The sequence below is a fragment of the Rhizobium sp. N324 genome, assembly GCF_001664485.1.
In the GTDB taxonomy this organism is placed as follows: domain Bacteria; phylum Pseudomonadota; class Alphaproteobacteria; order Rhizobiales; family Rhizobiaceae; genus Rhizobium.
The window spans coordinates 884,494-909,568 of the sequence record NZ_CP013630.1; the positions used below are offsets into that span (position 1 = coordinate 884,494).

21 protein-coding genes and 1 tRNA gene are annotated in these 25,075 nt (G+C 55.0%); 19 read left to right on the forward strand and 3 right to left on the reverse strand.

Annotated features, from left to right (window positions below; translation table 11 throughout):
* Positions 1 to 105: 105 nt before the first annotated feature.
* The 16 genes from AMK05_RS04225 (at position 106) to AMK05_RS04300 (ending at position 17,264) form a co-directional block, all read left to right on the forward strand.
* Positions 106 to 1,188, forward strand: a complete 1,083-nt coding sequence (locus AMK05_RS04225; protein ID WP_143535806.1) for a galactose oxidase — start codon at positions 106 to 108, stop codon at positions 1,186 to 1,188.
* Positions 1,189 to 1,488: 300 nt separating this feature from the next.
* On the forward strand, positions 1,489 to 3,066 hold the full coding sequence (locus AMK05_RS04230; protein WP_064836810.1) for a hypothetical protein: 1,578 nt from the start codon (positions 1,489 to 1,491) through the stop codon (positions 3,064 to 3,066).
* A 374-nt stretch (positions 3,067 to 3,440) separates the two neighbouring features.
* Complete coding sequence (locus AMK05_RS04235; protein WP_064836812.1) at positions 3,441 to 4,505, forward strand: Gfo/Idh/MocA family protein; 1,065 nt, start codon at positions 3,441 to 3,443, stop codon at positions 4,503 to 4,505.
* Complete coding sequence (locus tag AMK05_RS04240) at positions 4,502 to 4,987, forward strand: acyltransferase (protein ID WP_039618020.1); 486 nt, start codon at positions 4,502 to 4,504, stop codon at positions 4,985 to 4,987. Before AMK05_RS04235 ends, AMK05_RS04240 begins: the two co-directional genes overlap by 4 nt.
* A gap of 216 nt (positions 4,988 to 5,203) precedes the next feature.
* Positions 5,204 to 6,307 (forward strand): DegT/DnrJ/EryC1/StrS family aminotransferase, encoded by a 1,104-nt coding sequence (locus AMK05_RS04245; RefSeq protein WP_064836814.1) that lies wholly within the window; start codon positions 5,204 to 5,206, stop codon positions 6,305 to 6,307.
* Positions 6,304 to 7,899 (forward strand): lipopolysaccharide biosynthesis protein, encoded by a 1,596-nt coding sequence (locus tag AMK05_RS04250; RefSeq protein ID WP_064836816.1) that lies wholly within the window; start codon positions 6,304 to 6,306, stop codon positions 7,897 to 7,899. The genes AMK05_RS04245 and AMK05_RS04250 overlap by 4 nt, the downstream gene beginning before the upstream one ends.
* Positions 7,900 to 8,511 carry an imidazole glycerol phosphate synthase subunit HisH gene (gene hisH / locus AMK05_RS04255; RefSeq protein WP_064836818.1) on the forward strand — a complete coding sequence of 204 codons (612 nt, stop codon included), beginning with the start codon at positions 7,900 to 7,902 and terminating at the stop codon, positions 8,509 to 8,511. It begins immediately after the preceding gene.
* The gene (locus AMK05_RS04260) at positions 8,511 to 9,266 is read left to right on the forward strand and encodes a HisA/HisF-related TIM barrel protein (RefSeq protein ID WP_237352163.1); all 756 of its coding nucleotides are present in this window, start codon (positions 8,511 to 8,513) and stop codon (positions 9,264 to 9,266) included. The genes hisH and AMK05_RS04260 overlap by 1 nt, the downstream gene beginning before the upstream one ends.
* On the forward strand, positions 9,259 to 10,419 hold the full coding sequence (locus AMK05_RS04265) for an N-acetyl sugar amidotransferase (protein ID WP_064836823.1): 1,161 nt from the start codon (positions 9,259 to 9,261) through the stop codon (positions 10,417 to 10,419). The genes AMK05_RS04260 and AMK05_RS04265 overlap by 8 nt, the downstream gene beginning before the upstream one ends.
* Positions 10,409 to 11,767 (forward strand): hypothetical protein, encoded by a 1,359-nt coding sequence (locus AMK05_RS04270; protein WP_064836825.1) that lies wholly within the window; start codon positions 10,409 to 10,411, stop codon positions 11,765 to 11,767. Before AMK05_RS04265 ends, AMK05_RS04270 begins: the two co-directional genes overlap by 11 nt.
* Positions 11,768 to 11,775: 8 nt before the next feature.
* On the forward strand, positions 11,776 to 12,867 hold the full coding sequence (locus tag AMK05_RS04275; RefSeq protein WP_049735882.1) for a glycosyltransferase family protein: 1,092 nt from the start codon (positions 11,776 to 11,778) through the stop codon (positions 12,865 to 12,867).
* Positions 12,864 to 13,457 carry an acyltransferase gene (locus AMK05_RS04280; protein WP_064836827.1) on the forward strand — a complete coding sequence of 198 codons (594 nt, stop codon included), beginning with the start codon at positions 12,864 to 12,866 and terminating at the stop codon, positions 13,455 to 13,457. The genes AMK05_RS04275 and AMK05_RS04280 overlap by 4 nt, the downstream gene beginning before the upstream one ends.
* Entirely contained in the window at positions 13,454 to 14,296 is an 843-nt protein-coding gene (locus AMK05_RS04285) for a class I SAM-dependent methyltransferase (RefSeq protein ID WP_064836829.1), read from the forward strand. The genes AMK05_RS04280 and AMK05_RS04285 overlap by 4 nt, the downstream gene beginning before the upstream one ends.
* Positions 14,297 to 14,305: 9 nt before the next feature.
* Positions 14,306 to 15,256: an NAD-dependent epimerase/dehydratase family protein gene (locus AMK05_RS04290; RefSeq protein ID WP_064836831.1), complete on the forward strand. Its 951-nt coding sequence runs from the start codon at positions 14,306 to 14,308 to the stop codon at positions 15,254 to 15,256.
* On the forward strand, positions 15,253 to 16,425 hold the full coding sequence (locus tag AMK05_RS04295) for a glycosyltransferase (RefSeq protein ID WP_064836833.1): 1,173 nt from the start codon (positions 15,253 to 15,255) through the stop codon (positions 16,423 to 16,425). Before AMK05_RS04290 ends, AMK05_RS04295 begins: the two co-directional genes overlap by 4 nt.
* Positions 16,426 to 16,487: 62 nt before the next feature.
* Entirely contained in the window at positions 16,488 to 17,264 is a 777-nt protein-coding gene (locus AMK05_RS04300) for a glycosyltransferase family 2 protein (RefSeq protein WP_064836835.1), read from the forward strand.
* 4 nt (positions 17,265 to 17,268) lie between these two features.
* On the opposite strand, the gene AMK05_RS04305 is transcribed toward AMK05_RS04300, so the two are convergent.
* Both AMK05_RS04305 and AMK05_RS04310 read right to left on the reverse strand, forming a co-directional pair.
* Entirely contained in the window at positions 17,269 to 18,093 is an 825-nt protein-coding gene (locus AMK05_RS04305) for a hypothetical protein (RefSeq protein WP_237352164.1), read from the reverse strand.
* A 212-nt stretch (positions 18,094 to 18,305) separates the two neighbouring features.
* Positions 18,306 to 20,300 (reverse strand): polysaccharide biosynthesis protein, encoded by a 1,995-nt coding sequence (locus AMK05_RS04310; protein WP_064836837.1) that lies wholly within the window; start codon positions 20,298 to 20,300, stop codon positions 18,306 to 18,308.
* A 540-nt stretch (positions 20,301 to 20,840) separates the two neighbouring features.
* Between AMK05_RS04310 and gmd the strand changes: the two genes are divergently transcribed.
* Together gmd and fcl are read left to right on the forward strand one after the other, a co-directional pair.
* The gene (gmd, locus tag AMK05_RS04315; protein WP_064836839.1) at positions 20,841 to 21,902 is read left to right on the forward strand and encodes a GDP-mannose 4,6-dehydratase; all 1,062 of its coding nucleotides are present in this window, start codon (positions 20,841 to 20,843) and stop codon (positions 21,900 to 21,902) included.
* Positions 21,903 to 22,853: a GDP-L-fucose synthase gene (gene fcl, locus AMK05_RS04320; RefSeq protein WP_064836841.1), complete on the forward strand. Its 951-nt coding sequence runs from the start codon at positions 21,903 to 21,905 to the stop codon at positions 22,851 to 22,853. It abuts the gene before it with no gap.
* A 240-nt stretch (positions 22,854 to 23,093) separates the two neighbouring features.
* On the opposite strand, the gene AMK05_RS04325 is transcribed toward fcl, so the two are convergent.
* Positions 23,094 to 23,167 (reverse strand) — tRNA-Gln (locus tag AMK05_RS04325).
* Between the two features lie 243 nt (positions 23,168 to 23,410).
* On the opposite strand from AMK05_RS04325, the gene AMK05_RS04330 reads away from it, so the two are divergent.
* Positions 23,411 to 24,979, forward strand: coding sequence for a Ppx/GppA phosphatase family protein (locus tag AMK05_RS04330; protein WP_064836843.1), 1,569 nt, complete (start codon positions 23,411 to 23,413; stop codon positions 24,977 to 24,979).
* The last annotated feature ends 96 nt before the right edge of the window (positions 24,980 to 25,075 follow it).

A 25,075-nucleotide genomic window follows, 5' to 3' on the forward strand; every position in this document is an offset into this window, starting at 1 on the left:
CATCCTGCCATGAAGTGGTACCGGTCTGACCAGGTCGCTCTCAACACAGCGATGCTTGTGCGGTCATAAGTGCCTGCTCTCCATTAAGTGATCCGGGATGAAATCATGAATTCAAGAGTCAAAAGGCTTTTATTTTTCTGCATACTTCCACTGGTCGTTTTTTGTCTTGTTCTCGGGTGGGTTTATAGCGGGGCACCGGGGCTCCCCAAACCCAGTTTGAAGCGGGTCGCCGTTGCCGATTGGCCGCCGCGCGATTCGGCTGGAGAATTCGTGTATCACAACAAGCTTTGGCTCTTGGGGGGCTGGAAAACAAAGCCGACAGAGTTGCTTCGGGATGTCTGGAATTCAGCCGATGGCGTCAAGTGGGATCTAGTCCAGTCGGAGCTACCTTTCTATTATACCGACCTACCGATGACGATCGTTTTCAAGGACCGAATGTGGGTACTGGGCGGCACCACACTCTCGGATCCGGAGCACCCGGCCACGAATTCAGTGTGGAACTCCGATGATGGAATCCACTGGAGCAACGTGCAAGCAGCGGCTTCATGGAGCCCAAGAACAGCCACGCCAATTGTCACGCTAAATGGCAAGCTGTGGATTCTTGGGGGCCTCGAGTGGGTTGATGGCAAGCAGACCCTTAAGAACGACGTGTGGAGCTCCAGCGATGGTATCAATTGGACCAAGGTGACCGAGCACGCGGCATGGCAGCCGCGAGCGTATCACGCAGCGGTCGCTTATCACGGAAAACTATGGGTTCTTGGAGGCGGGTCGTATCACCCAGACTACATCGCCCTGAACGATGTCTGGAATTCTGAAGATGGTCTCCATTGGAAAAAAGTTTCCGATGCGCCGTGGAGCGGGCGGATCTGGTTCTCGGCGGCAGAGTATCGAGACCGTATGTGGGTCATTGGTGGCTGGAGTAAAAGCACGCTGAACGTCGGCGGAATTTGGTTCACGGACAACGGCATTGATTGGACGCGATTGCCTTTATCTGACAGCTGGCGACCAAGGCATGAACAATCGACCTATGTCGTGGGCGATAAGATGATCATCGCTGCTGGGCATGCCGACCCAATCACAAATGAGGTGTGGGAGTTGAAAGTTCCTCCGTTATGGTTGAAATTTGATCGCCTCGTCCATCAGGTGCTGCCTTTTGTGAACGGGCGGACGGATGGCAGGGCAGACTAGCCCCGATAGTGGTCGTTAAAGACCAACCTGATGCATCAAGCCCTTGCAGATCCGCGGTCGACATTGTGTCTACCGTGGGTAGTCGATAGGAACGAACTGGATGTGCTTCTTGGCGCGACGAATATGATCTCAACATTTCGTCCCAAAATCATGCTTGAGTTGGCTCCCTACGTGTATTCGGAAAACCAGAGAAATTCGATCGAATTTTGAGCATCACAGTTCGGTCGATCGAGTTGAAGAAGTTGCTGCCGCAGAGCCTGGAATTGGTCTGTAAGGCAATTCCAGAAGGTGGAGGCATGAATGTTCTCGCAGAACCGAATGACAAGCGGCCTGATAATCAAGGTGGATCGATTGTCGCGAGTTGAGTTGTTCACTTACCCTCTCATTATTTGTATCCATGCCTATGCCTTAGTAGTCTTCGGGGCGACGTATTGGATCGATTCACGCGACTATATATCATTGGCCACTGCCATGTCTTCGCCTAGCGGATTGCAGCTATTTTACCAAACAACAGGTCAATGGATATTTAGCCATCTCGGGCCTGGCGTGCCGGGAGCCTGGCTCTTGCTCAGCGAGTTGCCGGTCTCCTGGCAATGGCCGGCGCTCGCAATATTCCAGCACATGGTGGCTGCAGGGGCGCTCATTTTCGCATTTCGGACGGTTTATCGCCTTTGGCCATCGCCCGTGCACATGATTTTTGTCCTATTGCTGTTACTGCTGCCAGCGTATCAGGCATTTCATAATTCACTTCTGACCGAATCGTGCACTTCATCTTTCGTTCTGATTGGTTTTTCGTGTTGTTTAAGGATAGCGCGGGGGAATCGGTCTGTCGGTAGTTGTGTTGTTGTGGCGCTTATAGTGATCGGGTGCGTGACCCAGTTTAGAAGTTACTGGGGAGCTATAGTCGCGTTAATGTTATTCTACGCACTTATTTCCCGGGCATTTCTTATTTCTAGATGGATGGTTGTCCTTTTCGCTGTGTCGGCTAGCTCGGTCCTAGCGTTTCCGACATACAGATATCTGCAGGACGGACAATTTTTTCTGCCAGCGGGCGGTATCAACCTTCTAATATCGGCGTCGCAGGCTAATCCGCACCCCTCGTCGACAGTGAATACGCTCCTTAACGTGGCAGGGTTTCCGGATACTTTGACGTATAGCGGTATCACAATGTCCGACGCGCTATTAATCGCTGAAAAGTGGAGAGCTGAAGGACGCTCCAATAGCGAGATCAACGAAAAGGCAGAGGAACTCGCCAGTGCGCTACGCTCGGATGGGGCGAGTGTTCAATTGAACCGGTTCTTATATGGCATGGCCTCAATCGGAGCGATCTTGCCGTCGGCGGTAGTTCCGCAAACGCATGAAGTCTTTCCGGGATACTCTCCCAGGAATTTTCTCGATCATCTTTACGGCTATTATCGTTGGCAAAGCTGGGCATCATCGGAGGACTATCGGTCTGGATTCGACCGTTTTTTTGGACCGCAAGCAGCCTCAGACGCGGCAGTTTTTCCGTTCGCGGTTCTATCAAACGCTAAGATCTATGCAGCATTCAATCCGTACATTTCGACCTTCGGAGTGGCGCTTCGTGACCCAATAAAGATAGGTGTTCTGCCGCCCGACCTTTGGCTTTTGTTGGCTTTGCTGGCTGCTGCATTTTTGACGGTACAAGCAAAGGAGGTAACAATATTGCTTCTTTGTTCGTTGGCGCCAGCCTTTGCTGTCGCGTATGCGTTTCCTCTCGGAAACCCACGCTACTCAGTACCATTGCTTCCATTATATTTTTTCGTCATTTCGATTGGGGCGGCTCACCTCATCGCACGGTCGCGACTTTCGAGAGTCCATCAAAGGAGAGCCGCAAAAATATCATCCCATGTAAACTAGCGCTTTCAATTCCACCCCGTGTCAGCGTGGCGGCGTGAGTTTGGAAAACTAAGAGTACGTGGGTTTGCTGCCAGTGATGAAGATTGACTTTTTTGGCGAGAACACCCAATGAGGCCTAATCATTCCTGTCCGCGCGAGTCCCACATGGCAATTGTGCGGTCGCCGATAAAACCGGGTGCCTCCGGTCATGCCACGGGTGCACAAGCAAATATGAGAAGTCTTCCAAAAAAAATCATTGCTGGCCATACCGGTATGGTGGGTTCGGCCGTTGAACGACGCTTGATCGCGGAAGGGTGTCCGGCTAGCTCAGGGGATGTCAATGTGAACCGCCAAATTATTTTGGGCGGCGGATACTGTCGCGCGGGGAGAAGCTCTTGATAAAATTCGCTATTGTTGGATGCGGACGCATTGCTAAAAGACATTCCGAACTGTTGGGCTTGTCACAGATAACCGGGGCGTCGCTAGTCGCAGTTTGTGACGTAGTGGAAGAAAGGGCAAAGGAGTTCGGAGAAAGATTCGGCGTTCCTCACTATCAGTCCATCGACGAAATGCTCCAGAACACGGACGCCGATGTCGTATCGATATTGACGCCAAGTGGCATGCATGCAGAGCACGTCATAACTGCTGCAAAATATAAACGGCACATCGTGGTTGAAAAGCCAATGGCGCTGACTTTGACCGACGCTGAAGCGATGATCAAGGCGTGTGATGACAACAACATTCGCCTTTTTGTCGTCAAACAAAACCGGTTTAACGTCCCGGTCCTGAAAGCGCGCGAAGCTCTTGATGCGGGCCGCTTCGGAAAGCTCGTGCTCGGGACGGTTAGGGTACGATGGTGCCGCGATCAGAGTTACTATGATCAGGATAACTGGCGCGGTACCTGGCAATATGACGGCGGTGTTCTTGCCAATCAGGCAAGTCATCATATCGACATGTTAACTTGGTTCATGGGTGATGTCGAAAGTGTTCACGCGCGCGCGGCGACAGCGTTGGTGGATATCGAGGCGGAAGACACTGCCGTAGCCACACTGAAGTTCCGCAACGGTGCTCTCGGCATTATAGAAGCCACCGCAGCAACGCGACCCAAGGACATTGAAGGATCGATTTCGATACTTGGTGCTGGGGGCTCTGTTGAGATTGCGGGCTTTGCGGTGAACAAGATCCGCACCTGGCAGTTCGGCGACCATGACTTAGGCGATGAGCAAGTTATGGAGAAGTACTCTGTTAATCCTCCGAACGTTTATGGTTTTGGTCATCAGGCTTATTACGAACATGTCGTCGATTGCCTAGTGAACGATACAAAAGCCATCGTGGATGGTCATGAGGGACGTCAGAGTCTTGAGCTGATCTCCGCACTTTACGAATCAATCGCGTCCAATCAGGAAGTGAAATTGCCTTTGGAAGTGAAACATTCGAAACTGGGACGATCTTCCCAGTGACCGACGGCTCCCCCACGCTCTGGAAGGCGCAGGTCAGAGACGTCGTTTGCGGCGCTCGGGTAAAAATAGTTGAGCCCGCCAATGTCTATGAATGCGAACTTGCGGATGATTGTTTCGTCGGTCCGTTCGTCGAAATCCAGAAGGGCGTGAAGATCGGGCCGCGCACAAAGATACAGTCACACAGTTTCATATGCGAACTTGTGGAGATTGGTGAGGATTGTTTCATCGGACATGGGGTTGTTTTTGTGAACGACCTTTTTTCGGGAGGTGGGCCTGCGCGGGGAAATCGCGCGCTCTGGAAGGAGACACGGATCGGCAACCGAGTTTCGATCGGCTCAAACGCTACGGTCCTGGCAGTTCGGATATGCGACGATGTCGTCATCGGCGCAGGCGCGGTTGTAACCCGGGATATCACCATTTCTGGCACCTATGCCGGCAACCCCGCCCGGCCTTTACCTCGTTCGGCAAGGAATGAGGTTTAGGTTTGTTTCGGGAAGATCGTCGTTGGTGGACAACGTCGGTACATGCCCCAGGCTTTGCAGTTTCTCGCCGTCAGCCCCCGTGGGAAGGGGTGTTGGCCTCAGCCTTTCGCGAAGGGTTGTTACAGCGTTGAGCCGGGCTGAATTTTATTTTTTGTTGGCGCAAATGGCGGCGCCGGCGCACACGGAAATCATCGCAATTTACCGAGAGCAGGTTTCATGAAAGTTCCTTTCGCTGATCTTCATCTCCAATATCTCTCGCTAAAGGAGGAGATCGATGCTGCAATCGCTTCGGTCATCCGCTCTTCCGCGTTTATCAGGGGGCCATTCGTTCAGAAGTTCGAGGACGAATTTGCCGCCGCCGTCGGCGCCCCTTATTGCATCTCATGTGCGAATGGAACGGATTCGCTCTTCATCGCCATGCGCGCGCTAGGCGTCAAACCCGGGGATGAAGTTATTACGACTGCCCATTCGTGGATTTCAACTACCGAGACGATTTCACAGGCCGGCGGCAATGTTGTCTTCTGCGACACCGACGCTTCGACATACACCATCGATCCTGTTCAAATCGAAGCGAAGATCACGCCTAGAACGGTTGGCATCATCCCGGTTCACCTCTATGGCCAACCGGCCGATATGACTGCGATCATGGCTATCGCCCGGAAGCACGGTCTCTGGGTCATAGAGGATTGTGCCCAATCCCATCTGGCTGAGATTGATGGGCAGGTCGTCGGGAGTTTCGGGGATGTCGCTTCCTATTCTTTCTACCCGGGAAAGAACCTTGGTGCGATGGGCGACGCAGGCGCCATTACCTGCAAGGACAAATCACTTGCCGATCGGATGGCGATGTTTGCGCGGCATGGCGGGCTTTCAAAGGGCGACCACCAGATCGAGGGCATAAATAGCCGCCTCGACGGACTGCAGGCCGCGATCCTGTCGGTGAAGCTGCCGCGTCTGCCGGAATGGACTGCAAAGCGGCAGGAATGGGCGAGGCGCTATGTGCGCGCCCTCGAAGATATTGGTGGGCTGGAACTGCCTGAAACGGCAGCCGGACGAAATCACGTCTATCACCTGTTTGTGATCAAGCACGAGCGGCGCGATGCCCTGGCCGCCCACCTCAATCATGCCGGCATCCAAACCGTGGTCAACTATCCGATATCGCTGCCGTTCCTGCCGGCTTACGAACGCCTTGGGCATCGGCCGGAAGATTTTCCCAACGCGTTTGGAAATCAGTCCAAGATTCTTTCAATTCCGATTTTCCCTGAAATGACAGAAGCCCAACTCCTGTACGTCGCAGATATGATCAGGGGCTTCGCCGAGTGAGTGACGAACGCCCGGAGAGCCATGGAAGGCGCAGCAATCTTCTTGGAAACTCAGGCTGGAATTTTGCGGGTTTCCTTTTTACGCTGATTGCTAATCTTGCCACGGTGCCGTTCGTCGTGCGCTGGATTGGACTGCAGGCACTGGGAAGCGCAGGCATAGTGATCGCTATCGCAGCTCCCGTGACGCTGATCGGCACGGTGCTCGGGCAGGCCGTTGTCAGGGAAATTTCCGCGCGGATTGGACGTGGCGAGGAGCATGCCGCCGCCCGTATTGCTATCGTCGGATTGAAAATCTGCCTGATTGCTTCGGCGGTGGCTTGGCTAGGGATCGTGCTTGCCGGTCCATGGATCATGACCGGCATCGCCGGTGCGTCTCTTCCATCACAGAATCTCACCGTCTCCTTCCTCATTGTCGCAACCGGCACCGTGGCGCAGCAGTTCTCGTTTGTCCTGCAAGGTATTTGCGTGGGAAAGCAAAATTTTCGATTGGTGGCCAAAGCATCAGCGTGGAGTTCATTCGCAACCATCATCGTGACCTTGGGATGCACGTGGTCATTTCCAGTGCTGAATGGCTATTTGCTCGGATTTGCTGGAAGTCTTGTATTTTCGACTGCAGGATGGATATGGGTTACATCCTCGGAATTCCGTGAGAGCGGCAGATTGATCTCGTCGTCTCCCGACGAACTGAAATCATTGCTTCATTTTGGAAAATGGCAAAGCCTTTCTCAGCTTGCCGGAATCTTTGGCAACCAGATTGACCGCTACGTTCTGGCTTCGCTCGCGCCGTCTGCCGTTGTCGGCCAATATAACGTGTGCAATCGCCTCCAGGAGGCCGCTTACATCGCGGTCATACGTATCTGTGAAGTCCTGTTTCCTCGATTTGGCAACATGTCGAACAGCCGCGAAGAGGAGCGGCATGATTTCTTCATGCTCGCCTCATGGGGCAATTCGGCTTTCGGAGCCATCGTACTCTCGCCAATCGCGGTTCTCTCTAGGCCGCTGTTGACGGTTTGGGTCGGCGAAGAAACCGCTGCAGGCGGCACGCATCTGCTCCAGATACTCATTCTCGGCGGCATCGTCGGGTGCGGGTCGAATGTATTCCAGTATTACGCCATGGGAATGGGCAGAAATGCACCGGCTGCATATACTTCGCTTGCGTATTCGGTGATGACGGTTGTTTTTTCTTTTGTTTCCATTTGGTTTTACGGTCCATACGCTGCCGGAGCAGGCTTGCTTGCTGCGAGCGTTGTAAGAGTGCCTCTCGCGCTTTTGGTGACTCGCAATTGCTTCTTTCGCACTTTCAGCGCGGAGCAAATGTTCGCCTGTACAGTTGCACCTATCTTGGTTGGCATCTGCATAGTTGTCGGATCTTTAGGCCTGAATTTCACCTGGATCAATGGCTGGTTGTCCCTCGCTTTCGCGTATGTCTGTTCTGTCTGCGTTGTCTCCGCCGCGATCGCAGCCGTGGCGATGACGACGAAAACCGGGAGCCTTATCTTGTCCCGTATCTATGGGTCCGTTAGAACGGCTTTGTCCGAGAGACGCCTGATTGGATGGAATAACCATCTTGTGAAACGCAAGAGAGGGTTTTGAGTGATCACTGTGGTAGACTATGGCGTCGGGAATATCGGCGCAATTACCAATATGGCGGAGTATCTGGGGATCGATGCTCGGCCAAGCGGTGATCCCAAAGAGATCGAAAGTGCTGCGAAGCTCATTCTTCCAGGGGTCGGTGCGTTTGACAAAGCAATGGCCACGTTGAGAAACAGAAAATTAGTCGATCCACTGAATCACGCTGTGCGCGAACGGAGGGTTCCTGTTCTCGGCATATGTCTCGGTATGCAGCTGTTGGCGCGATCCAGCGAGGAAGGCTCGGAACCGGGACTCGGCTGGATAAATGCGGATGTGAAGCGCATCAGGCTGCCGGCAACATCATCCCTTAAAGTTCCTCATATCGGCTGGCTTGAGATAAGGCCGTGCCGAGAAAGCGCTTTGTTCGACAGGTCCAACCGGAGGGAGCGCTTTTATTTCGACCACAGCTATTTTGTCGATTGCGATGATCCGAATGACGTTACCGCCGTCATCGACTACGGCGAGGAGCTATGTTGCGCAATGAGTTCGAACAATGTCAGCGGCGTGCAATTTCATCCTGAAAAAAGCCACCGCTTCGGGATGCGGGTTCTTGAAGCATTCGGGAAGCTTTGATGAGAAAAAGGCTTATACCCGTCCTGCTGGTCGATCAGAAGCGTCGGCTGGTGAAAACGATAGAGTTTGGCGAGCGCACCTACGTCGGCGATCCCTTCAATGTTGTGCGCCTTTTCAACGAAAAGGAAGTCGACGAGATCTGCATTCTCGATATCGACGCCACGCGTACGGGGCGAGGTCCTGACCTCGGCTTCGTTCGCGAACTCGCAACCGAATGTTTCATGCCTTTGGCATATGGCGGCGGTATCACCGAGCTTAGGCAGTGCGAGGAACTTAACCGCTCCGGCGTCGAGAAGTTTGTACTTGGTCAAGGCGCGCGCAATTCGCAACTGGTGGGAGCGATCGCTGCCGATATGGGCAGCCAGGCTCTGGTTGCCTGTGTCGACGTTGAGGGTCGCGGTGCGGCGGCGAGCTGCTACGCTTCAAGCGGTGCGAGGCAAGAGCCGATAGAATTCTGCCTGAGGCTGCAGGATGCCGGCGTTGGCGAAATAATTCTTCAGTCGAAAACTCTCGACGGCACGCGCAACGGGTATGATCTTGAGTTGATCCAGTCGATTAGCCGAAAGCTGAGCATTCCGGTCGTGGCCTTGGGTGGCGCCGGAAACGTCGCCCACATGGAGGAAGGCCTTCATGCCGGCGCTTCCGCCGCAGCCTCGGGGAGCGCCTTCACCTTTATCGGCCGGCTAAGGGCAGTCCTTATAAGCTACCCTGCACCAGAAATTTTGGAGGAGGCGGAGCAAGGTGCTCATGGATAACGCGTCGCGAGTTTGCTCATTTTGCGCCATGGACAATTCCAACCCGTCGATCGTGTTTGACGCAAACGGCCAATGTAACTGCTGTCGGGATGCGCTGAATCGCAAGCCGCACGAGTGGTGGACTGGCCCGGAAGGCGATATTCGAATGCGGCGATTGATCGCCACATTGAAGGAAGAAGGCGCAGGTAAGCCATACGATGCGATGGTCGGGCTTAGCGGTGGAATTGACAGCGCGTTTCTTGCGCATCTCGCCGCCCGAAAGCATGGTCTTCGTCTTCTGGCGGTCCATGTTGACGGCGGTTGGAATTCCGAGCCCGCCGTCCACAATATTGAAATTCTTGTCCGAAAACTCGATCTCGACCTTCACACTTATGTAATCGAGTGGCAGGAGATGCGCGATCTGCAGATTGCGTTTATGAAGGCTTCTGTCCTCAATCAGGACATCCCGCAAGATCATGCATTCTTTTCCACCCTCTATAGGACAGCAGCTAAATTCGGCATTCGTCACTTCCTCAGCGGCGTAAACTTCGCGTCAGAATCGGTGATACCCCGCGGCTTTGGCTATCCGTCGATTGACGGAACGCATGCGAGCGCGATTCAAAAACGCTTCGGCTCCTTGAAGCTCACGACCTATCCCTTCATGAGCCCTCTTGAGTATATTTGGCTTACCCGCGTCCGCCGGCAACTCACCATTCACCGTCCGCTCAACTACATCGACTACAATAAGGAAGAGGCGCGCACTGAGCTTCAGCGCGAATACGGGTGGCGTGACTACGGTGGCAAACACAGTGAATCCAGATTCACAAAATTCTACCAGGATATCTATCTTCCGAGAAAATTTAACTTTGACAAAAGACGGCTTCACCTTTCAAGTTTGATTGTTGCCGGACAAATGACACGGGAGGAGGCGCTGCGCGAAATTTCAAAGCCCATCATCTCCGTTCAGGATGCCCGCAGGGAAACAAAGTTCGTGGCCAAAAAACTGGGATTGAAGCCGGAAGAGCTCCAATCGTATATCGAGGCACCGCCAGTCCCGCACAGCAATTATCCGAACGGCATGTGGCTTCATAGAGCGCTTTTGCGCCTGCGTAACATGACACGGACACTCCTGCCGACACGTAACGCAGCCGCAGAGGCAGCAGATGTCGACTAGCCTCGTCTTTGCCATGGCTGTTACATGGTCGGTGGCGTTCTACGTCTGGAGGGTGGGGATCAATCTGACGCTTTCGTCAGTTTTTTTAGGTCTCATGCTCGCGCTTCATGGGCCCATGTATCTCTATTACACTCGAATATGGGGTATCCAGACTAAGTTTTTTGAGACAATCATGTCTTCCGCTCCCTACACCGATGCTATAGGCGCACTGGATCTCTCTCTTGCCCTTTCATTTGTTTGCATCACTGTCGGCATAGCAGGAGCGGATTTCGCGTTCGGCGTTAACCATCAACAGATCCAGGCGGCACTGCATTCCTGGCGCACTCAGCCTGTCCGGATAGCCAGCGGTGTCGCTCAACGGCTCAAAATAATCTCGGCCATCGGTTTCTTTATCATTCTCGCCTTTATTATAGCTGAAAACAAAATCCCCAAAACTATTGTCTACTTCATTTCCGATGCAAGCGAAGTCGCGAAGATTGCGATGCGGCGCGAGTCGGGTGGAAGCCGCTTTTATCTTTTCAATCTCCTCGTCTCCAACCTATTTCCCTTCTCTGCTTTTTGCTGTTTTATAGCTTTAAGACAGCAGTCAATGAAACTGCCAGCGATCGCGTGGGCTTTTATCGTTGCCGTCATGGTGGCCAAGGCCTCGACTTTGAGCAAGGCGCCATTGGCGATATTTGTACTGCAGTTGATAGTCGTGGAACATCTTCGAAAATCTTTGGATCTGCCATTGGGGATGGCGATTAGGTTTATTTCGTTTTGTGTTCTTTTGTTTGGTGCGATGGTACTTGTTGCCATTCGTGACTTGCATGGTGTCGGCGACGCGCTCGATTTTCTATTTTATCGGGTATTCATGATCGCAAACGAAAGTTTGCTTGAGTATTATGCCGCAATTCCAAGTGTTCTCCCCTATGGTTGGGGTAGTAAGTTCAGTTGGCTGGTAGGCTCTCTGACCGGGCAACCCAGTCAACCAACCTATGTACTGGTCGGCGCCGTCCATCGCGGCATGGAAGGTTCCACCTCGACAGCGATGTTTATCGCCGATGCCTGGGCCGACTTCTCTTGGGTGGGTGTGTTTCTATTTTCGCTATTTGCCGGATTTTTTATCCGCTTGCTAGATATCCAGCTAATAGTGAAACGAGGGAAGACCGTCGCAACGATTGCGGGGCTGGCTCTCGGCCACTATGGAATATTCGTGATGCTTTCGACCGCACTTCAAACTGCGATGATGACCGGCGGTTTGTTTTTGATTGTTCCATTAGTGCTGGCGCTGTCCAGCTCGCTAAAGTGGGTGCCAGATAAGAACGACGGTGGACAAGAGCATCTTGTCCAGCTCGGACGGGTATAGAATCCAATATGCGCGTTTTTCAAAATTCCGGGGTATATGCTGCTTATATGCGGCGGCTTGATATACTCGCAGTTGATGCGAGAAGTTTTTCAGACAGATTGTCTCATTTTCTGGATGATCGCTATGGCGCTTGCCACATACTGAACCCGGTGATGGAGGCCTCTCCAGACACCTTCTTTACGAACGGCGATGACGAGATACTTCAACGATACTGGGCGGTAGAAAACGGTTTGCCCGCCACCTCCGACATGGAGCAGATCTTGCTGAGCCAGATCGAACATCACCGCACCGAGATATTTTATAATTCGGATCCGATGCGATACGGGAACGATTTCGTCCGCAAACTTCCTGGCTGCGTGCGGAAGTCAATCATGTGGCGAGCGGCGCCTTCCGGCAATACCGACTTCGGCGCCTACGATTTGATCGTCTGCAACTTTCCTACCATATTGGAAGGTTATCGGAAGCTTGGCTGGCGCGCGGAATATTTTGCACCAGCCCATGATCCGGCAATGGATAGCTATGCCGAAAATCGAGACCGGCCAATCGATGTGCTTTTTGTCGGAGGCTATAGTCGTCACCATCGTCGGCGTGCAGAGATACTGCAAGCCGTGTCGGCTATTCGAAGGGATTTTAAAGTTCGTTACCACCTTGATCGGTCGCGATTGACTAGGCTTGCTGAGAGCCCGATTGGCTGGCTTCTGCCGCTTGGGAAGCACAGACGTCCGAAGAATATTCGCGCAGTGTCCCGTACCCCTCTTTTCGGACGCGAGCTTTATGAAGCGATTTCGCAGGCGAAAATTGTTCTAAACGGCGCCGTGGATATGGCGGGAACGGACAGGGGAAATATGCGATGCTGGGAGGCGCTAGGATGCGGTGCGCTGATGGTCTCGGACTCCGGTGTTTATCCCGAGGGGATGGTCAATAATATCAGCATGGTAACATATGAAGATGCGGAATCCGCGGCGCGGACAATTGTAAATCTGCTTCGGGAGCCGGGGCGCCTCCAGGCGTTAGCCAACGAGGGAACCCGTACTGTACGAACCGTGTACAACAAGCGTGCCCAATGGCTTAACTTCCAACGGCTGGCTGCAAGCGCATGAAGCTTAGCCTGACCACGATCGCAAACATGGCGGCGGGATGGTTGGCCCGCAAGCGGAGCAAATTTCTCGTCGGGAGTGGTAGCAACGTCCGTTGGCTGGCGTTGCGATCCATTCGCGGAGGCAATGTGAAGGTCGGCGAGAACTGTATCATCAATTGCAATATCAGCTTCGATGATCCCCGCGGCCGCATCAGCATTGGTGATCGCTGCTATATTGGTGCCAGTCACCTGGTATGCCATTCCGGAATTACGATTGGAAACGATGTCATCATCTCATGGGGAGTGACAATCGTCGATCATGATTCTCATTCTCTCGACTGGGAATTGCGCAAGAACGATGTGACCGATTGGGGCTTGGGAAAGAAGAATTGGAACGGGGTTTCCATCAAGCCAGTGTTTATTCAGGACAAGGTGTGGATTGGTTTTGGCGTGAGTATCCTGAAGGGGGTGACAGTCGGCGACGGGGCAGTTATTGGAGCCCATGCTGTTGTCACGCGCGATGTCCCCCCTTACACCGTCGTCGCCGGTAACCCCGCTCGCATAATTCGGAATCTCAAGCGGACGCAAAAAGAGACAGAAGGTCAACCATGACGGCAACAAAGTTGGACACGTGGGAAGCAGCCGTCCAGTGGCTTCGGCAACAGCCTGACCAGCAAAAGCTGGTGCTCGATGCCTATTACGACGATCCGATTCTGAAGGCGGCCGAGCGGTATTGGCGGAGCGGCGAATGGGGTGCCATTCGCGAATTTCTCCCGCGGGCGCCAGGAACTGCAGTGGATATCGGCGCCGGTCGTGGTATTGCCAGCTATGCTCTGGCGAAGGAAGGTTTTGAGGTAACGGCCCTGGAGCCCGACGCGAGCGACCTCGTGGGGGCTGGTGCAATTCGTGCCCTCTTCAATGAAGTTCATCTTCCCATTTCGATCGCCGAGGAGTTTTCCGAAAAGCTCCCATTCTCCGACAATGCCTTCGATGTGGTCTTTGCTAGAGCCGTTCTGCATCACACCTCCGATCTGTCGGCCGCGTGCCGCGAATTCTTTCGAGTGCTCAAGCCCGGCGGGCGCTTCATCGCAGTTCGCGAACATGTGATATCGAGCGAACGCGATTTGCCGATCTTTCTCGATCGCCATCCCCTGCACAAACTCTATGGAGGGGAAAACGCCTTTCTTCTGAAGGAGTATCAGAACTCTATTGTTTCGGCCGGTTTCAAGATGGAAAAGCTCCTTATGCCGCTGGAGAGCGAGATCAACTTCGCCCCCTATACTCCGGCGGAGTTGAAGGCGCAGATTGCCATGCGATTGCCGTTCTTCGCCAGAGCCGTTCCAGCGCTTTTGAATTCTCGGTCGGTCTGGACGATCTTCTCGCATATCGCAGCAAAGTTCGATCGGCGGCCGGGTCGGCTATATTCGTTCGTCGCCACGCGGCCCCAATAAAGAAAAAGAATGGCTCGTATATTAATCACAGGCGCTCACGGATTTATCGGAAGATATCTGGCAAAGTCGCTTGCACTTGCCGGGAATTCCGTATTCGGCCTTGGGCACGGTACCTGGTCACCGCTTCACGCCCAGCGCTGGGGGCTAGTCTCTTGGCATAACGGCGAGGTCGATATCCCCAATCTTCGGTTGATTCAACAGCAGTTTGGGACGGTGGACATTGTGTACCATCTTGCGGGGGGCTCGTCGGTCGGAGCAGCAATCGCAAATCCTCGCGAAGATTTCCACCGCACGGTCAGCTCGAGCATTGAACTCCTTGAATGGATGAGACTGGAGGCCCCTAAAAGCAGCTTAGTGGCGGTTTCTAGCGCTGCTGTTTACGGGGCAGGGCACACAGGTCAGATAGCTGAAACGGCGAAACCCAATCCCTTCTCTCCCTACGGTCATCACAAGCATATAATGGAATCTCTCTGCATCTCCTATTGCGAGAGTTACGAGTTAAAGGTCGTGATCGGTCGGCTGTTTTCAGTTTATGGGGAGGGATTACGCAAGCAATTGCTCTGGGACGTTTGCTCCCAGCTCGAGGTTCACCCTGAGCGACTCCTTCTCGGTGGCAGTGGCAACGAGCTTAGAGACTGGACGGCGGTGACCGACGTCGCGCGCGCTCTGTCGCTGATCCACACCGAGGCGAGCCCCTCGCCAAAAGTTATCAATATCGGCACCGGCCGCGGCACCAATGTTCGCGCGATCGTTGAAGGTATTGCCCAAGCATGGGCGGTCGATACCAATTTGGAAGCCAGGATTGAATTTTCGGGTAAAGCACGAGCTGGCGACCCTCAAAGCCTGATAGCCCAATCCGAGCAGCTCGCAGCCCTCGGGTTCGAGTGGCAAAAGGATTTGATGGAAGGCCTCTCAGACTATGTCAGGTGGTTTCGATCGGAATCCGGTGTGAGATCATGACCCGTATTGCCTTTACGATGATCGGCGGGAAAGACTGGACCGGCGGTTATAACTATCTGATAAATCTCGCCAGGCTGCTGTCGGCTGATCAGAGCAGAGCTCTTACGCCCGTTATGTTCTTTGGAACCGACGTCGATGAAGAAGATATAACTCCATTTGCGGCTCTCAATTGCGTTGAGGTGGTCCGTAGCCCGCTCTTTAACAGATCCAGGAGCTTTAGATCTCTGCTCACCGGTCTTGTCACCGGCGCCGACTGGCGTGTGCGTAAGCTGTTTAGAACTCACCAGATAGATGTCGTATTTGAGGTGGCACAATTTTTTGGTTTCAATCTCGGCATCCCCGCTATTGCCTGGATCCCAGATTTCCAGCACCGCTTCCTCCCCCATCTCTTCAGTAAGCTTGGCTACTGGAAACGCGATATAGGGTTTAGAATTCAGGTCCTGGGAAAACGCGAGATCATGTTGAGCAGCGAAGACTCGCGCGTCTCGTGCGAAGTTTTCTATCCGTCCTCCCGGGGGCGCACACACGTGGTCAGGTTTGCGGTGCCGCCGAAGGTCGTGATTGTTCCTGCGGCTGCTCGTGCTCTTGCCGACAAATATGGACTGCCTGAGCGGTATATCTTCCTTCCCAACCAGTTCTGGCAGCACAAGAACCATCTTCTTGTCGTGGAGGCATTGACGATCCTCCGTGGCCGCGGTCAAGACGTTACTGTCGTAGCATGTGGCAGCCAGTCTGATCCGCGCGACCCCTCTTATTTTCCGCGTGTGAAGGCTGCTATCGACAGTTCCGGTCTCTCCTCAAACTTCATTCTTCTCGGTCTTATCCCGTATGGCGATCTTGCTCCACTCGCAACCGCTAGTATGGCCTTGCTGAATCCATCTCTCTTCGAAGGATGGAGCACGACAGTCGAAGAGGCCCTGTCGTGGGGCGTGCCGTTGATTTTGTCGGATTTGGACGTCAACAGGGAACAGGCGGGCGAAGTGGCCGTATTTTTCGATCGCCATGACGCGCAGGCGCTTGCAGACGCACTTGCTTCGGCAAATCTGTCTTCGCCGGATATTCTGTTCGAGCGGGCGGCGAAGGCACAGGCCATCGCTAATGAACGCGTCAACCGCTTCATCACTGATTTCCATGCGCTTGTTCAACGGGCTGCCACCAAACGCCGGTAGCAAACCACGCACGAAGGCCGGGGGACCTCGCCTCTACCCACCAGCTATGAAAGTAAGTGTGAATGCGCGAACCGAAAATTTCAATCATCACCGTTGTCTTCAACAACGAAGCCACGATCGCTGATACGATCGAATCCGTTCGCGCTCAAAACTATCCAAATATGGAGTATATCGTCGTCGACGGACTCTCAAAGGACCGCACGCTTGATCGGATCAACGAACGCCGCGAGGTTATCACGCGCCTAGTTTCCGAAGAGGACTTCGGCATCTATGATGCCATGAACAAAGGAATAAGTCTTGCGACCGGCGATGTTATCGGCTTCATCAATGGCGACGACTTTTACATGCCGGGCGCTCTGGCAAAGGTCGCGGAGGCGTTCCGGGATCCGGCCTTGGAAGCATGTTACGGGGATCTCTGCTATGTTCGGCAAGATGATACCTCAACGATCGTGCGCGACTGGCGCTCTTCGCCTTTTGTACCTCGGGCTTTCGAAAAGGGCTGGTGCCCGCCTCATCCAACCTTCTTTGTTCGGCGCGAGGTCTACAAGCGCCTTGGGTCATTTGACCTCTGTTATAGGATTGCTGCTGATGTAGAATTAATGATGCGCTTTCTAGAACGCCACCGTATCAAGTCGAAATACCTGCCCGGTATTATGGTGAAGATGCGAATGGGCGGCACCACAAATCGCAGCTGGAAGAATATCCTGCAGCAAAACAAAGAAGTTCTACTTGCGCTTGAAACTCACGGGTTGAAAGCCAGCCCAGTACATTTCTTCTCCAGGAAGCTTGTATCGCGGGGCATGCAGGTACTTCGTGCGGCCTTGCTCAAGGTGCGCTAACGCATTAGCCGTTCGACCGGCTACGGCGATTTCGTTGCATGAGGTATGCGCTTTTAAGGAGGTTGATTAGAACGCCCATAACGAACCCGACAAAGAGACCTGCAGTCAGAATAGTTATCTTGGTCGGAGAGACGGCATTTGATGGAGCGTAAATTGGGGAAAGCAGAGTTGCGGACTTGCTTAATTCTAGTTTGCCCGTCAAGTCGGCAATGTCCTTACGCAATGCGATCGCATCGTCCCGTGTCGCGAGATATATTGCCTGCTGCCATCCGGAATCCTGCGCCTCCTTCAGGAGCTTCGAATTTTCCGCGAGTTGATCCTGCAGTGACCTGATTTGAGATTTCAGATGTTCCGAGCTGGTGGACGCAACCAACGTCTGCTGTTCTTGAACCCCCCGCACGATGGCGGCGACGCACTGCCGCGCCAATTCAGCGGTTGGGGCGGTAAAGGAAATTGCGATGACGTCACTGGGAGCTGATGGTGCCGTCACCCTGAGATTTTGCGAAATCTGTTCGGCGGTTACCGGGCCGCCGTCAGAGCAGGCGGAGACGGTCTGCTGATCGAAAGCTGATGGAGATCGCAGACGAAAAATAACATGCTCACGAGGCTCCACAAGAGCGACGGCATCAGGATCGAGCTGTGTCGGAGCCGACGTGGTTGCGAGCACTAGTTGCGCGGAGGCTTGATAGTAAGGTTGGCTACGCCAGAGGAACATGGCTGCTAGTGCAACTCCAATGGAGCAGCACACAATAAAGATGGCCATGCCACGTCTCAGAAAGGCAACAACAGAGAATAGATTAATTTCCTCGTCAAATAATCTTTTTTCCATGATCGCAGCTTTCAGAATCCGCCATAGGCTCAAATTTAGCAAAGAATTTCACAGCAGCTGGGAGCCTAATGACGCTTCAATCCTATCGGACCTTCAATGTCAATCGTCAAAAGACCGCAACCTGGGCTTATCACGATGCCTCCGTTAATCGCACGGCTATGCAGATCTTCGCCTGCCTCGTCGCGGTGATTTTACGGACGCTGCAGCCACGTTCACGCCGCCGTATTGGTTTCGACGCCGACCAAAGCCAGATCCGAGACCTCGCCCGTTGACGAATAGCCGGAAACGAGCTCAGCCAATGTTGCACGGGCAGCGATCATATCGTTGCGATCCAATGCCGCAGTGAGCGCGTTGAGCTTTTTCATAAGCTCCGGCCAGGACAGGAAATCCTCACGCGCCTTCATGATCCGGGGATGTTCGGTTGTCTCAGGATTATCGCCGATCAGCAGCTCTTCATAGAGCTTCTCGCCGGGCCTGAGACCGGTCACGGAAAGCTCGATATCCCCTTCGGGACTGTTCTCGTCGCGCACGGTCAATCCGGACAGCTCCACCATCTTGCGGGCGAGATCGGCAATGCGAACGGGTTCTCCCATATCGAGCAGGAAAACATCGCCGCCCTCACCCATCGCGCCGGCCTGGATGACCAGCTGCGAGGCTTCCGAAATGGTCATGAAATAGCGGGTGATCTCACGATGCGTCAGCGTAACGGGGCCGCCTTCCCTGATCTGCTGCCGGAACAGCGGCACGACGGATCCGGAGGAGCCGAGGACGTTTCCGAAGCGGACCATGGAAAAATTCGTCCGCAGTCTGTCGGTCGTCGATTCTGCTGCGAGCGCCTGCAGAACCATCTCCGCCAGCCTCTTGCTGGCACCCATCACATTTGTCGGACGCACGGCCTTATCCGTGCTGATCAGCACGAAATTCGAGACGCCGTATTTATGCGCCGCGCGGGCCGCGACAAGCGTCCCCATGACGTTGTTCTTGATGCCTTCGACGGCATTGTGTTCGACAAGCGGCACATGTTTGTAGGCGGCGGCATGATAAAGCGTCTGCGGTCGCCAGCTCTGGATGATATGCTCCATGCGATCCTGATCGCGGACGGAACAGAGGATTGGAACGATCTGCAGATTTTCATGCTCGTAGAGTTCGGCCAGCTTCCGCAATTCGGCATCGATATTATAAAGCGCAAACTCGTTCTGATCGAGGAGGATCAGGCTGGAAGGCGCGTTGCGCAAAATCTGACGGCATAACTCGCCGCCGATCGAGCCGCCGGCGCCGGTGACCATCACCACCTTGTTGCGCATCGCCTTGTCGAGCAGCTCCTGGCGCGGCGCGACCGCTTCCCGTCCCAGCAGATCTTCGATCTCCAGCTCACGAATGTCGGAAACGGCGATCCGCCCCTGAGCAAGCGCCGTGAGATCCGGCAATGTGCGCACATTCACCCTGGCCTTGCGGATATGCTCCAGGATTTCGTTGCGCCGCTGCCGGGAGGCAGATGGCAGCGCAAGAAGCACATTGTGCACGCCAAGGGCTTCGACAAGCACCGGAAGATCCGACGGGTCATAGATCGGCAAGCCGCCCATGACGCCGCCCTTGAGACGCGGATCGTCATCCAGATAGCCGACGACGTTGAGTTCGGCGCTGTTCGTCAGGGCAGCCGCCAATTGCCGCCCGGCCTTGCCCGCCCCGTAGATCAGCACCTTCGCGAGCATATTCTGGTGAAGGATCCGCTGGTAGGCATCCCCGAGCCAATAGCGGATACCCAGCCGCGACAGCCCGATCCCGATCAACAGCAGGAACGGCTGGAGAATGCCGACGGTTCTCGGGACACCGGGCACGCTGAGAGCCGTAAATATCGTCATGAAGGCGAAGCCGTAGATCGCAATCGCCTTTAACACAGTGATGAACGCAGCCAGATTGGCATAACGGAAGATCGCCCGATACATGCCCATGACGATGAAGATGGGAAGTGCCATGCACAGCGAAACGAACACCGGCAACCACTGCACGCCGGTCAGCACCGTCCATTCGTTGAGCCGGAAGCAATAGGCCAGCCAGATGGTCAGAACACAAAAGCTGGAATCCACCAGTAAAGCCAGAGCGCGTTTTGCAACCCGCGGCATCGCCAGCAAAGGGGCGACCAGCGCTTGCATCGGCACCAACAACCATCCGGAGCGCGATGTCTCAGAGGGAGAATTTTCAGGCATTGCTTACCAGCGTCTCGCAGATCAACAGACAACCACCTTCTTGTCGCTTTCTGCAACGAGCGCAACTGAAATAATCGGAAATCAAGGTCTTCCGCACCGGCTTATCTATCAGAAGTAGGTAATGGCAGCGAAATCGAGGATTGCGCGGGGAAGATGCGAAGGAGCACTTCCTCACTAGTCGTGTCAGTGATGCCGCCTTTGACGAGAATGGCGCGGACCGTTCCGAATGGAGGTGAGATTTTCAAGGTTGCCAGCGTAGGTGAGTGCATCGAGGTTGATGACTAGTGCATCATGAAGCGCAAGCCGATCGAGCATGAAGTTCGCACCGATGAAGCAGGCTTCTCCCGACACCAGGATTATTTTTGCCACCTTGGACGCTGATAAATGGAAAGTTCTAGTCTCGTTGTGCCAGTCTCGGGTCAACCGAAGAGATCGACGATGCTCATTTCGCCGGTCTTGCCACGGTCACATGGGGGTTGCACTCGTTCGGCCGTTTCCATAAACACGACCCGAAGATTGTATCGAAAGACGATGTGAAAAATGACGAAAACCGCGCTTATTACTGGGGTGACTGGTCAGGATGGTGCCTACCTGTCCGAATTGCTTCTGAGCAAAGGCTATACGGTGCACGGTATCAAGCGGCGGTCGTCGTCTTTCAATACCGGCCGCATCGAACATATCTATCAGGATCCGCATGAGACACATCCTCGCTTCATTCTTCATTATGGCGATATGATCGACTCGACGAACCTGCTGCGGATCGTGCAGCAGACGCAGCCCGATGAAATCTACAATCTCGCGGCACAAAGCCATGTGGGTGTGAGCTTCGAAACCCCTGAATATACGGCGGATGCCGATGGTATCGGGACGTTGCGGCTGCTCGAAGCGATCCGTATCCTGGGGCTCCAGGAAAAGACCCGGTTCTACCAGGCATCGACCTCGGAACTCTACGGTCTTGTGCAGGAAGTGCCGCAGAGCGAAAAAACGCCGTTTTATCCGCGTTCTCCTTATGCGGCAGCCAAGCTCTATGCCTATTGGATCGTGGTGAATTATCGCGAGGCCTATGGCATGCACGCATCCAACGGCATTCTTTTCAATCACGAAAGCCCGCTTCGCGGCGAAACCTTCGTCACGCGCAAGATCACGATGGCAGTGGCTGCCATCCATCTGGGTCGGCAGGACAAGCTTTTCCTCGGCAATCTTGACGCCCAGCGTGACTGGGGCCACGCGCGTGAATATGTCGAGGGCATGTGGCGCATGCTGCAGCAGGACAAGCCGGATGACTACGTATTGGCGACCGGCGAGACGACGAGTGTCCGCCAGTTTGTCGAGTGGGCCTTTGCCGACGTGGGCATTGCTTTGGAATGGAAGGGGTCCGGCGTCGACGAAAAGGGTTATGACGCCGCGTCCGGAGCCTGCCTTGTGGAAGTCGATCCTCGATACTTCCGCCCGACGGAAGTCGATCTTTTGCTTGGTGATCCGACCAAGGCTCGCCAGAAGTTGGGCTGGCAGCACAAGACCCCGGTTCGCGAGCTCGCCGCCGAGATGGTGCGCGAGGATGTCAAGCACTGGAAGGCTCTAAACAGCCGGAAAGAGATCTGAGTGTACGACTTGTCCAACAAGAAGATCTGGGTTGCCGGCCATCGCGGTATGGTCGGCAGTGCTCTTGTGCGCCGGCTCCAATCCGAAGATTGCAACGTCATCACGGCCACGCGCCGTGAGGTCGATTTGAAGCGGCAGGACGAGGTTGAGAAATTTGTTGAAGCAAACCGACCCGACGCGATCATTCTAGCGGCTGCCAAGGTTGGCGGTATCCTCGCCAATGACAGCTATCCGGCAGACTTTATTTATGACAATCTGATCATTGAAGCGAACATCTTCGAAGCCGCCCATCGGGGCGAAGTGGACCGGCTGCTGTTCCTGGGATCAAGCTGCATTTACCCCAAGCTCGCTCCACAGCCGATCCCCGAAGAGGCTCTATTGACCGGTGCGCTCGAGCCGACCAACGAATGGTACGCGATCGCCAAGATCGCCGGCATCAAGCTCGCGGAAGCCTATCGTAAGCAATACGGCCGCGATTATATTTCGGCCATGCCGACCAATCTTTATGGCCCGGGCGACAATTTCGACCTGAACTCCAGCCATGTGCTGCCTGCGCTCATCCGCAAAGCGCATGCTGCGAAACTTCGAAAAGACCCGCATATGGTGGTCTGGGGCACGGGAACCCCGCGCCGGGAGTTTCTTCACGTCGACGACTGCGCCGACGCTCTGGTGTTTCTTCTCAAGACATATTCGGGCGCGCAGCACGTCAATGTCGGCTCGGGAACAGATCTCGAAATTATCGAATTGACGCGTTTGGTCTGCCGCGTTGTCGGCTACGAGGGTGAGATCATTCACGATCTTTCCAAGCCCGATGGCACGCCACGCAAGCTGATGAGCAATCAGAAACTGCAGGACATGGGCTGGAAGCCGCGCATCTCGCTTGAGGATGGCATTGCATCCACTTATGCATGGTTTCTGGATTTCGAAAATACATCTGACCCAGCGGTCTGATATCAGGCAGGCGAATCGGCATTTATTCCCGCGTCGATCTTCGCGACACAGACGGTGTCGCCGGGTCGGCGAGTGGGCGACATGCGAGTGAAAAGATTGCGCAATGCCGAGGGTGTGATCCATCAGCGCCCGTTGTCGGCAACAGGCTACGCGTCAATTTCTAGGAGTCGCTCGAATATGGCACTCTACCCTGGAACCTTCGCCCGTGGTTCCAATAAGTGCTTGATCGGTGAAATTGATTGGCTGGGGAACCTGGACTCGAACCAAGATTAACGGAGTCAGAGTCCGTCGTTCTACCATTGAACTATTCCCCAGCAGTTGCCGCCGAAGCATGGCTTGGCTGCTGTGCGGCGCTTATAACCAAAAGCGGGCGGATTGCAAATACCCGTTTTGAAAAAATTCAGTGCTGTCGCGGAAGAGGTGAAACGGCCCGCAAACCCCCGTCCAAAAAAGAATTTGGCGATTTCGGCGGGCGCTGATATTCTTGCGGCAACGCAAAAATCGAATGAGCGCCTGCTGCATACCTCAGGACTTGCGCGGCGCGATGGAAAGATAACGTGGAAGACCCCGAAGGCGGCGCAAAGCCGCAATTTGACGGGGCGTCGGCGGCAGGGCGCAAGGACGGCAAGAAGTCCAGGCGCCGCAAGGGCAAGCGTGGCGGGCAATCCCGCAACGCGGCTCATCCCGCTTCGCATGAGCTTTCCGGCAATGCCGGGCAGTCTGCGCGCCCGATGGAAGATGCGGCCGGAAATCCGGCCCGCAAGCGAAAGCGTCGCCGTCGTGGCGGCCAAGGCGCTGCGCAGGACGCTTCCCTTCATCCGCATGTTACGGAGCAGACCCAGGCGGCGGGCAGTGCGGCTCGGGCCGAGGGCGATTCCACGCCGAACCGACGCAACCGCCGCAAACACCGCGGCAAGCGCGGTCTTCAGGGCCGGCCGCTGACGGCGGCAAAACCTTCCCCGCCGCAGCAGGAACGCCGCGCCGAAGAGACGGTACAGCGCGCCGAGCCGCGGGAGGCGCAGAACAGCGCCAATGCCGGCCGCAGGGCGCGCCAGGATGGCCATATCAATTCCGGTTATCAGGGCGATCGCCAGGCCGGCGAACATGCATGGCCGGACGAACTCTATGCCGCTCTCGACCTCGGCACCAACAATTGCCGTCTCCTCATCGCCCAGCCGACCCGCCCGGGTCAGTTCCGGGTGGTTGACGCCTTTTCCCGCATCGTGCGCCTTGGCGAAGGGCTGGCGGCCAGCGGCCGATTGTCCGACGAGGCGATGGAGCGGGCGATCGAAGCGCTGAGGATCTGCGCCTCCAAGCTCAGAAACCGCGAGATCCGCCGCATGCGGCTGATCGCCACCGAGGCCTGCCGCCAGGCGGTCAATGGCGAGGAGTTTCTCGCCCGCGTCGTTGCCGAAACCGGCCTGGCGCTCGAAATCATCGATCGCGAGACCGAAGCCCGGCTTGCCGTCTCCGGCTGCTCTTCGCTCGTCGGGCGTGACACCCGTTCCGTCGTGCTCTTCGATATCGGCGGTGGCTCGTCGGAGATCGCCGTCATCCGCATCGGCGACAATCGTTACAGTCGCCTCGCCAATCACATCACCCACTGGACCTCGCTGCCGGTCGGCGTCGTGACGCTGTCGGAACGTCATGGCGGGCGCGACGTCACGCCTGAAGCTTTCGAAGGCATGGTGCGCGAAGTCGGCGGCATGCTCGAAGGCTTCGACTGCCCGGAGATCGAGGTCGCTCAGACCGGCGATTTCCACCTGATCGGCACATCGGGCACGGTGACCACGCTTGCCGGCGTGCATCTCGATCTGCCGCGTTATGACCGGCGCAAGGTCGACGGCATCTGGCTGTCCGACGACGAGGTCTCCGCCATGCAGGCAAAACTGCTCTCGTGGAATTTCGAAAGCCGCGCCGCCAATCCCTGCATCGGGCCGGATCGGGCCGATCTGGTGCTCGCCGGCTGCGCCATCCTCGAGGCGATCCGCCGCCGCTGGCCGAGCCCGCGCATGCGGGTCGCCGATCGCGGTTTGAGGGAAGGACTGCTCACCGACATGATGGCCGATGACGGCGTGTGGCGGCGCAACCGCAACCGCCGCGGCCAGCGGGCTAGATCCGGATGATTTCAGGCGAACCTGAAATCTGAATCCGGATCTGAATGAAAGAATTAGAGCATGATGTCGTCCGAAAACCGCGCACACTTTTCGGCATCATGCTCT

Bases quoted from the DNA above. Each gene is read 5' to 3' on its own strand.
- AMK05_RS04265 (WP_064836823.1), top strand. From the start codon at position 9,259: ATGGATAACGCGTCGCGAGTTTGCTCATTTTGCGCCATGGACAATTCC.
- AMK05_RS04300 (WP_064836835.1), top strand. From the start codon at position 16,488: ATGCGCGAACCGAAAATTTCAATCATCACCGTTGTCTTCAACAACGAA.
- AMK05_RS04305 (WP_237352164.1), bottom strand. From the start codon at position 18,093: ATGGAAAAAAGATTATTTGACGAGGAAATTAATCTATTCTCTGTTGTT.
- AMK05_RS04275 (WP_049735882.1), top strand. From the start codon at position 11,776: ATGCGCGTTTTTCAAAATTCCGGGGTATATGCTGCTTATATGCGGCGG.
- AMK05_RS04230 (WP_064836810.1), top strand. From the start codon at position 1,489: ATGTTCTCGCAGAACCGAATGACAAGCGGCCTGATAATCAAGGTGGAT.
- AMK05_RS04280 (WP_064836827.1), top strand. From the start codon at position 12,864: ATGAAGCTTAGCCTGACCACGATCGCAAACATGGCGGCGGGATGGTTG.
- AMK05_RS04270 (WP_064836825.1), top strand. From the start codon at position 10,409: ATGTCGACTAGCCTCGTCTTTGCCATGGCTGTTACATGGTCGGTGGCG.
- AMK05_RS04245 (WP_064836814.1), top strand. From the start codon at position 5,204: ATGAAAGTTCCTTTCGCTGATCTTCATCTCCAATATCTCTCGCTAAAG.
- AMK05_RS04310 (WP_064836837.1), bottom strand. From the start codon at position 20,300: ATGCCTGAAAATTCTCCCTCTGAGACATCGCGCTCCGGATGGTTGTTG.
- AMK05_RS04290 (WP_064836831.1), top strand. From the start codon at position 14,306: ATGGCTCGTATATTAATCACAGGCGCTCACGGATTTATCGGAAGATAT.
- gmd (WP_064836839.1), top strand. From the start codon at position 20,841: ATGACGAAAACCGCGCTTATTACTGGGGTGACTGGTCAGGATGGTGCC.
- AMK05_RS04225 (WP_143535806.1), top strand. From the start codon at position 106: ATGAATTCAAGAGTCAAAAGGCTTTTATTTTTCTGCATACTTCCACTG.
- AMK05_RS04295 (WP_064836833.1), top strand. From the start codon at position 15,253: ATGACCCGTATTGCCTTTACGATGATCGGCGGGAAAGACTGGACCGGC.
- AMK05_RS04285 (WP_064836829.1), top strand. From the start codon at position 13,454: ATGACGGCAACAAAGTTGGACACGTGGGAAGCAGCCGTCCAGTGGCTT.
- AMK05_RS04260 (WP_237352163.1), top strand. From the start codon at position 8,511: ATGAGAAAAAGGCTTATACCCGTCCTGCTGGTCGATCAGAAGCGTCGG.